An 8,511-nucleotide genomic window follows, 5' to 3' on the forward strand; every position below is an offset into this window, starting at 1 on the left:
GCCGCTCCCAAGCAAGCTCGCACCGCAGCTCGAAGAGCGGAGGTACCCCATGAGCGGACCCGTTGCCAACACGGTGTCGCCCTTCTGGAGCCCGGGCATCCGGGGGCTCAAGGCCTATGTACCGGGTGAGCAGCCCCAGGGCGGGGGCTGGACCAAGCTCAACACCAACGAGTGCCCGTACCCGCCTTCGTCCAAAGCGCTGCAGCGCATCGCCGAGGCCGTGGACGAGCGCCTGCGGCTCTACCCCGACCCCGAGGGCACCGCACTGCAGCAGAGCATCGCCACGCACTTCGATCTGACGTCCGCCCACGTGTTTCTGGGCAACGGCTCGGACGAAGTACTGGGCCACGTGTTTCTGGGCCTGCTCAAACACGGGCTGCCCATCCTGTTCCCCGACATCACCTACAGCTTCTACCCTGTGTACTGCGGGCTCTACGGCATCGCATTCGAGCGGGTCCCGCTCGATGCGGATTTCCGCGTGCGCACGGACGACTACCGCCGGCCGCACGGCGGCATCGTGTTGCCCAATCCCAATGCACCGACCGGCATGGCGCTGCCGCTGGACGGCATCGAGCGGCTGCTGCAACAGAGCCCGGACACGGTGCTGGTGGTGGACGAGGCCTATGTGGACTTTGGTGCACAGAGTGCCGTGGGCCTCGTGGCCCGGTACCCCAATCTGCTGGTGGTGCAGACCCTGTCCAAGTCGCGCGCGCTCGCGGGCTTGCGGGTGGGCTTCGCGCTCGGTGATCCAGGTTTGATTCAAGGCCTGGACCGCGTGAAGAACAGCTTCAACTCGTACCCGATGGACCGCCTGGCCCTGGCGGGCGCGCAGGCCGCGATCGAGGATGTTGAACACTTCGAGCGCATCACGCGCATGGTGATTCACAGCCGCGAGTGGCTCGCCACCCAACTGCAGGTCATGGGCTTCGAGTGCCTGCCATCGAGCGCCAATTTCCTGCTCGCCCGGCACCCGGCGCACCCGGCCCGGGCGCTGCTGGCCGCGCTGCGCGAACAGCGCATCCTCGTGCGCCATTTCGAACAGGACCGGATACGGGAACACCTGCGCATTTCGGTGGGCACCCAGCCCGAATGTGAGCGGCTGGTGCAGGCGCTGGAACAGGTGCTGCGCCTGGGCGCGCCTGCCAACATGTGAGGTCAACGCAAGACATGAAAATCCTGATTCAAAACGGCCGTGTCATGGACCCGGCCAGCGGCCGCGACGAGATGGCCGACATCGCCATCGCCGCCGGCCGCATCATCGCCATCGGCAAGATCGCGCCCGACTTCCACCCCAACCGCACCATCGACGCCACCGGTTGCGTGGTCGCACCGGGCCTCGTGGACCTCGCGGTGCGGCTGCGTGAACCGGGGCAGGAGCACGCCGGCATGCTGGAGAGCGAAACCACCGCGGCGGTCGCCGGCGGCGTGACCTCGCTGGTCTGCCCACCCGACACCGAGCCGGTGCTCGATGAACCCGGTCTGGTGGACATGCTCAAGTTCCGCGCCGAAAAAATGCACCGCGCGCGCGTGTTCCCGCTGGGCGCACTCACGCGCGGCCTCAAGGGCGAGGTGCTGACCGAAATGGCCGAGCTCACCGAGTCCGGCTGCATCGGCTTCGGCCAGGCCGAGGTGCCCATCGTCAACGCCCAGGTGCTGCAGCGCGCGCTGCAGTACGCGGCCACGTTCGGCTACACGGTGTGGCTGCGCCCACAAGATTTCTGGCTCGGCAAAGGCGTCGCCGCCAGCGGTCCGCTGGCCACGCGCATGGGCCTGGCCGGCATCCCGGTGATGGCCGAAACCATCGCGCTGCACACCTTGTTCGAGCTGCTGCGCGCGGTGCACGGCAAGGGCAGCGAAGCGCGCGTGCACCTGTGCCGCATCAGCAGCGCCGCCGGTTTGGAGCTCGTGCGCCAGGCCAAGGCCGAGGGCCTGCCGGTGAGCTGCGACGTGAGCGTGCACAACCTGCACCTGACCGACACGGACATCGGCTACTACGACAGCCGCACCCGCCTGCAGCCCCCGCTGCGCCAGCAGCGCGACCGCGACGCCCTGCGCGAGGGCCTGGCCGACGGCAGCATCGACGCGCTGGTGTCGGACCACAACCCGGTGGACGCCGACGCCAAGACCCTGCCGTTCGCCGAGGCTGAGCCCGGCGCCACGGCCGTGGAGCTGCTGCTCGGGCTGGCCTGCAAATGGGCGCAACAGGACGGTCTGGGTCTGATGCAGGCCCTGACGGTCTTGACGGCCGGGCCACAGATGGTGCTGGGGCATGCGCTGGGCACCTTGCAGCACAGCGTGGGCCAGATCGCCGTGGGCGGACAGGCCGACCTGTGCATCTTCGATCCCGACGCGAGCTGGTGCGTGGACCCGGCCTTGCTGCGCAGTCAGGGCCGCCACACGCCGTTCGAAGGCCACGAGCTGCCGGTTCGGGTGCGCATGACGCTGGTCGGTGGCCTGGTGGCCCACGAGGCGGAACGCCGGCAGGCTGCGGCGTGAGCGCTGGTCGGTCACGGGTAGGCGCTCTGTGGCGGTTGGTGCGCGCCATCGGGCATGTGCTGCACGGCCTGTGGGTCATTCGCAGCGAGTTCGGCCAGCTCACACCTGGCCAGACCCAGTTGATGGTGCGTGAGTGGACGCGCCAGATGCTGGGCATCCTGGGCGTGGAGCTGGTGGTGCAGGGCACCCCGCCGGCGCATGGCCCCGTGCTGCAGGTTGCCAACCACGTCTCCTGGCTCGACATCCTGGTCATGAACGCGGCGCAGCCGTCGCGATTCGTCTCCAAGTCCGACGTCCGGCATTGGCCGGTGATCCGTGGGCTGGCCGATGCCTCAGGCACCTTGTACATCGAGCGCGAGTCCCGGCGCGATGCCATGCGCGTGGTGCACCAGGTGGCCGAGCGCCTGCGCACGCCGGACGTGATCTCGGTGTTTCCCGAGGGCACCACGGGTGACGGCCAGACTTTGTTGACCTTCCACGCCAACCTGCTGCAGGCCGCCATCGCCGCGGGTGCGCCGGCCTTGCCCGTGGCGTTGCGCTACGCCGACCGCGACAGCGGCCAGCGCTGCGACGCGCCGCTGTACATCGGCGACACCACGCTCATGCAATCGCTCTGGGCCACGCTGCGGGCGGACGGCGTGCAGGCGGTGGTGCGCTACGGTGAGCCCCAGCGCGACCAGGGCCGCGACCGCCGCACCTGGGTGCAAGACCTGCGAACCGAAGTGGCCCGACTGTTGCAGCCAGGTCAAGCGCCACACTGAGCCTCATTCGCGAAGCGGCGCGGGGGTATCTCCTCAGTTTCCATGGCGCCGGAGCACCATCCGCCACGCATGACGGGAGCCAGCCCAAGGGCACCGCCGGGCCGGCTTCGCCGGACGGCCAGTGCCGCCCCCCTGGAGGGGGGTGACGCGAAGCGGCGCGGGGGGTGTTTCACCTTTTCATCCGCTCCAGCATCCGCTCGGTGCTGGTCTTGCGGTCGGCGTTGATCCGCTGCACGGTGGGCCGCTCGCCGATGCGCTTAAGGTAGTCGCGCACGGGCAGGCTGGCCATGCAGTCGTGGCCATAGATCAGCTTGCTGGCGCTGCTCACCAGCGGCAGGTGCACCGCAGCGGCCACGTCGGCCAGCGTGAAGCTGTCGCCGGCGATGAAGGGAGAAAACTGCGCCAGCTTCGCGAACGCGGCCACGCTCTTCTGTAGCTGCAGCCCGGTTTTTTCTTTGGCAGCATCGCTGATCTTGCCGCCGAAAAATGCCTCGGGATAGAGGTTGCGCGCCACCAGTTCCATGTGCAGCTCGGTGTAGCGCAAGAGCTCGCGCACCTTGGCCGCCTCGAACGGATCGGCCGGCAGCAGCGGGTGCTGCGGGTACTTCGCTTCCAGGTACTCAAGGATGACGGTGGACTCGCTCAAAGCGCCATCGTCGGTCTTGAGGTAGGGCACCTTGCCCAGCGGGCTGGCTTCGGGGTCGGTCTGGCCGATCCAGACCAGCTCTTCTTCAAACGGCACGCCTTTTTCGAGCAGGGCGAGCTTGACTTTGTTGTAGTAGTTGCTGGCCGAAAAGCCGCAGAGCATGAGCATGAAGATCTCCAGTGGGGTGGTGAGCGGCCATCGTAGTGGCCGCCGCCGGAGAAGGCCAGTCGCCCACGGCACATCGTCTGGCAGAGGGATGGGCTGATAAACTGCCGCGATGCTTTTTTCGCGCGTCCACCGCCGTTTCACCACCTGGCTGGCCCTGCTCGCCATGGTGCTGGGCGCGCTGGCGCCCACCGTGGCGCAGGCCGTGGTGGCCTCGTCGGACCGCGCCGACTGGGTCGAGGTCTGCAGCGTCTCGGGGATGATCTGGGTCCAGGCCGATGCCAGCGCCGCGTCTTCGGACAGCCCATCGGCACCGGTCGCCGACGCCAGCATGCACTGCCCCTGGTGCACCCTACACGGCGGTGCCGCCGACTTGCCTCCGGTGTCTGTACTGGCCGAGCCGCTGCGGCGCCAGACCGAGCCGCCCTCGGCCTTTTTCCACGCTGTCACGCTCTCTGGCACCTGGGCTGTTGCCCACGCCCGCGCCCCGCCGCTCGCCATCTGAAATCGCCACGGTCGCTCATCCCTCCGGGATGCTGCGTGTGTTTCCTGATTTCCGGATGGCCCCATGTCCCGTCAATTTCGTGTTTCGCAGGCGCCTGCCTGCTGTGATCGCCGCGCGTTCAGCGCCTGGCTGGGGGCGTTCGGAAGCGCCCGCTGCTGGAACAGCCGGCCTGACCGATCAACCCTTTCCCCAACCTCCACAGGAACTCCCATGAAAAAACTGCTCATCACCACCCTGCTCGCCGTGACCGCCAGCGCCTGGGCGCAAAGCCCGGCCAGTGTCGAGATCAAGGACCCTTGGGTCCGCGCCACCGTGGCCCAGCAAAGAGCCACCGGCGCCTTCATGCAGCTGACCGCCAAGACCGACAGCAAGCTGGTCGAGGTCAAGTCGCCCGTGGCCGGCGTGGCCGAGATCCATGAAATGGCGATGGACAACGACGTGATGAAGATGCGCCAGATCCCGGGCCTGGCCCTGCCTGCCGGCAAAGCCGTTGACCTGAAGCCCGGTGGCTACCACGTGATGCTGCTGGACCTCAAGGCGCAGGTGAAGGCCGGCGATGTGGTGCCAGTCACGCTGGTGTTCGAAGGCAAGGACGGCAAGCGCGAGAGCGCCGAGATCAAGGCGCCTGTGCGTCCGCTGAACAGCGCTGCGGCCATGGGCGGCATGAAGCCTGAAATGAAGGGTGACATGAAGCCCGCCGAGGCACACAAGCACTGAGCTCCCGTCGCTGAGCCTTCGACCACCCGTCCCTCACCATGTCCCTGGCCTGCTCACCTCTGCTGCGGCGCATCGCGCGCGGGCTGGTGTTCGCCATGCTGCTGGCCACCCTGGCCCCAGCCGTGTCGCGCACGCTGGCCTCGTGGCGCGTGCCGGGGCAGGGCGGCTGGATGGAGGTGTGTTCCGCCGGCGGCGTGCAACGGCTGACCGGTGACCAGGGCGCCGAGGCACCGTCTCAGCCCACGCACCTTACGCTGGATGCCTGCGCCCTCTGCGTGCTGGCCACGGAGCGCTTTGCGCCCTTGATGCCCGCCGCCTGGGCGATGCCGCCGGGTTTGGGCGGATCGCCGCTACCCGAGGCCTTGCCCTGGCGGTTCGCCGCGTGGTCCACGCTTCGGCCGTCGGCCCGAGGCCCTCCGACCGTGTCTTGACGCCGGGCGCCGCTCCCCATCGGGAGGGGTGGGCCTCATGGATGGGCGTTCTGGCACAGAGCCAGTGCGCCCGCACGTTGTCAGACACCTCCGGAATCGATCGATGAGCTTTGTTGCGCCCCCCTCACCCCCAGCCACCTCCCCGCTGGCGCGCGGTTTTTACGCCACCGCCTGGCGCTGGCACTTCTACGCCGGCCTCTACGTGGTCCCCTTCCTGTTCATGCTGGCCATCACCGGACTGGTCATGGTGTTTTTCACCGGCTTCCAGGACCGCCTGGGTTGGAAGGTGAGCGTGGTACCTCAGGCCGAGGCCCAGGCCGTCACCGTGCAGGCCCAGGCGGTGCTGAACCGGTTTCCCGAGGCGAGCCTGAAGGAGTACGTGGCCCCTCGCGGCGCCGATGCGCCGAGCTGGTTTGTGGTGAAACACCAGGACGCCACCGAGGCCGTCGCCGTCAATCCGTACACGGCGGAGGTGCTGAAGGTGGTGGACAAGGACAACACCCTGTTTGCCTGGGCCGAGCGCATCCACGGCACGCTGCTGATCGGCGACGTGGGTGACCGCCTCATCGAGGTCGCCGCGGGGCTGGGCATCGTGATGATCGTCAGCGGCCTCTACCTCTGGTGGCCACGGGGCGATACGGCATGGGTCCAGGTACTGTTGCCCAACCTGCGGGTGCGCGGGCGCGCGTGTTGGAAGTCCTTGCACGCCAGCGTGGGCTTCTGGCTCAGCGCGGTGCTGTTGGGTTTTCTGTTGACCGGCCTGTCGTGGACCGGGGTGTGGGGCGGCCAGTTGATGCAACCCTGGGGCAGCTTCCCCGACACCAAGTGGGACAACGTTCCCAAGTCGGACGCCACGCACGCGAGTCTGAACCCCGACGGCCTGCACGAGGTGCCCTGGGGCCTGGAACAGGCGCGCCTGCCCGTATCGGGCTCGGCCGCCGGCGTGCCCGTGGACCAGCATGTGAACCTGGATGGAGTGGCCCGCCTGGCGCTCGCGCTCGGCTTCCAGGGCCAGCACCACATCCAGGTGCCCCAGGGCGCCGACGGCGTTTACACGCTCTCGGCCGACAGCATGAGCGGTGATCTGAACAACCCCTGGGGTGATCGTACCGTGCACGTGGACCGCTACACCGGGCGCGTGCTGGCCGAGGCCTGGTTCGCCGACTATCCGCTGATGGGCAAGGTCATGGCGGTGGGCATCGCGCTGCACCAGGGCGACCTGGGCCTGTGGAGCGCCTGGCTCAGCGTGCTGTTCTGTTCGGGCGTGGCGTTCCTGTGCGTCAGCGGCACCGTCATGTGGTGGAAGCGCCGCCCGGCCGGCGCAGGGCGCCTGGTCGCACCGCCCGTGCCGCAGGAGATCGCGCGGTGGAAAACCGGCGCGGTGGTGATGCTGGTGACGTCGCTGGCCTTCCCGTTGTCGGGCGCGGTGTTGCTGGGCGTGCTCTTGCTGGACTGGCTGGTGATGTCCCGCCTGCCCGGCGTAAAGAACGTCTTGAACTGAGTCCGCTTGCGCCGCGAAGGGCGCTGCCCTCGCATCAGCGCTGAGCGGAGAGACCCGCCAGACGCGCCACGCCTGGCGCGGGCGGCGTGGTGGCCGAGGCGCCGCGCGCGAAGGTGACCACGTGGTCCACCTCGGCGCGGATGCCGATCCACTCGCCTACGGCGTGGTTGTGGTGCGAGGGCACGTGGGTCATCAGCGTCTCGCCGGTGTTCAGGCGCAACGTGTAGAGAAACTCAGATCCCCGGAAGGCCTTGCGCACGATTTGCGCCTTGGCCGGCGCGAGGTCGTCGTGCACGATGTCGTCGGCGCGCAGCAGCACGTCGCACAGGCCCGCTTCGTAGGCGGTCGGCAACGGGCACTCTTCGACGTCGAGCAGGGCACCCATCGGCGTCTGCACGATCACCTCGCCCGCGACGTGCTGGATTTGTGCCGGCGCGAACACGCCGTGGCCGATGAACTCTGCCACGAAGCGCGTGGCCGGGCGGTGGTAGAGCGCGTAGGCGTCATCCCACTGGTGCAGGTGGCCTTCATGCATGACGCCGATCACGTCACCAATCGCAAAGGCTTCGAGCTGGTCGTGCGTGACAAACAGGGCCGTGGCGCCGGCGGCCTTCAGGATGCCGCGCACCTCGTGGGCCAGCCGCTCGCGCAGGTCGACGTCGAGGTTCGAAAACGGTTCGTCGAGCAGCAGCAGGCGCGGGCGCGGCGCGAGCGCACGGGCCAGGGCCACGCGCTGTTGCTGGCCGCCGGAGAGTTCATGGGGAAAACGGGTCTGCATGCCGTCCAGGCCCACCAGCTTGAGCACCTCGGCCACACGCTGGTCGCGCTCGTGGCGGGGCAGGGCGGCGATGCCAAAGGCCACGTTGCGGCCGACGTTCAGGTGGGGAAACAGTGCGTAGTCCTGGAACACCATGCCGATGCGGCGCTTTTCGGCGGGCATGTGGTGGCCCGCGTCGCTCACCGTTTCGCGCTCCAGCGTGATGCTGCCGCTGTGAGCCCGCTCCAGGCCAGCCACGGCGCGCAGCAGGGTGGTCTTGCCGCAACCCGAGGGGCCGATCAGCACGCCAATGTCGCCCGCCCGCAGGCCCAGCGTGACGCCGTCCACCGCCGGATGCGGCTGGCCGGGGTACTGAACGCTCAGGTGGCTGACGTTGAGGAACATGATGGGCCATTGTAGATGACTACAATTCTCATTTGTGTTGACGCAGATCAAGCCCGAGGCTGCGAGAGACCACAGAGGCCATGCCATGATCGTTGCCATGGTCCCATTTCACCCCCTCCTTCTCGCC

The 8,511-nt window shown here is 68.3% G+C and carries 9 protein-coding genes; 7 read left to right on the forward strand and 2 right to left on the reverse strand.

What is annotated here, in order from left to right; genetic code table 11:
- The first annotated feature begins 73 nt into the window (after positions 1-73).
- Genes hisC through B0E41_RS21250 form a run of 3 tightly spaced genes read left to right on the forward strand, consistent with a single transcriptional unit; the run spans position 74 to position 3,257 of the window.
- On the forward strand, positions 74-1,153 hold the full coding sequence (gene hisC, locus B0E41_RS21240; protein ID WP_077334215.1) for a histidinol-phosphate transaminase: 1,080 nt from the start codon (positions 74-76) through the stop codon (positions 1,151-1,153).
- A 14-nt stretch (positions 1,154-1,167) separates the two neighbouring features.
- Complete coding sequence (locus B0E41_RS21245; RefSeq protein ID WP_077334194.1) at positions 1,168-2,496, forward strand: dihydroorotase; 1,329 nt, start codon at positions 1,168-1,170, stop codon at positions 2,494-2,496.
- A gap of 35 nt (positions 2,497-2,531) precedes the next feature.
- Positions 2,532-3,257 carry a lysophospholipid acyltransferase family protein gene (locus B0E41_RS21250; RefSeq protein WP_253195066.1) on the forward strand — a complete coding sequence of 242 codons (726 nt, stop codon included), beginning with the start codon at positions 2,532-2,534 and terminating at the stop codon, positions 3,255-3,257.
- A gap of 169 nt (positions 3,258-3,426) precedes the next feature.
- Here B0E41_RS21250 and B0E41_RS21255 read toward each other — a convergent pair whose 3' ends face one another.
- Complete coding sequence (locus tag B0E41_RS21255) at positions 3,427-4,071, reverse strand: glutathione S-transferase (protein WP_077334198.1); 645 nt, start codon at positions 4,069-4,071, stop codon at positions 3,427-3,429.
- 109 nt (positions 4,072-4,180) lie between these two features.
- Here B0E41_RS21255 and B0E41_RS21260 point away from each other — a divergent pair, with 109 nt between their 5' ends.
- The 4 genes from B0E41_RS21260 (at position 4,181) to B0E41_RS21275 (ending at position 7,222) form a co-directional block, all read left to right on the forward strand.
- Positions 4,181-4,573 (forward strand): DUF2946 domain-containing protein, encoded by a 393-nt coding sequence (locus B0E41_RS21260; protein WP_077334200.1) that lies wholly within the window; start codon positions 4,181-4,183, stop codon positions 4,571-4,573.
- Between the two features lie 210 nt (positions 4,574-4,783).
- Positions 4,784-5,290, forward strand: a complete 507-nt coding sequence (locus B0E41_RS21265; RefSeq protein WP_077334202.1) for a copper chaperone PCu(A)C — start codon at positions 4,784-4,786, stop codon at positions 5,288-5,290.
- Between the two features lie 38 nt (positions 5,291-5,328).
- A complete protein-coding gene (locus B0E41_RS21270) occupies positions 5,329-5,721 on the forward strand; it encodes a DUF2946 domain-containing protein (RefSeq protein ID WP_077334204.1) in 393 nt (130 codons plus the stop codon).
- Between the two features lie 103 nt (positions 5,722-5,824).
- Complete coding sequence (locus tag B0E41_RS21275) at positions 5,825-7,222, forward strand: PepSY domain-containing protein (RefSeq protein WP_077334206.1); 1,398 nt, start codon at positions 5,825-5,827, stop codon at positions 7,220-7,222.
- A gap of 34 nt (positions 7,223-7,256) precedes the next feature.
- On the opposite strand, the gene B0E41_RS21280 is transcribed toward B0E41_RS21275, so the two are convergent.
- Positions 7,257-8,384 (reverse strand): ABC transporter ATP-binding protein, encoded by a 1,128-nt coding sequence (locus tag B0E41_RS21280; protein ID WP_077334207.1) that lies wholly within the window; start codon positions 8,382-8,384, stop codon positions 7,257-7,259.
- Positions 8,385-8,511: the final 127 nt, after the last annotated feature.

This window comes from Hydrogenophaga sp. A37 (assembly GCF_002001205.1).
In the GTDB taxonomy this organism is placed as follows: domain Bacteria; phylum Pseudomonadota; class Gammaproteobacteria; order Burkholderiales; family Burkholderiaceae_C; genus Hydrogenophaga.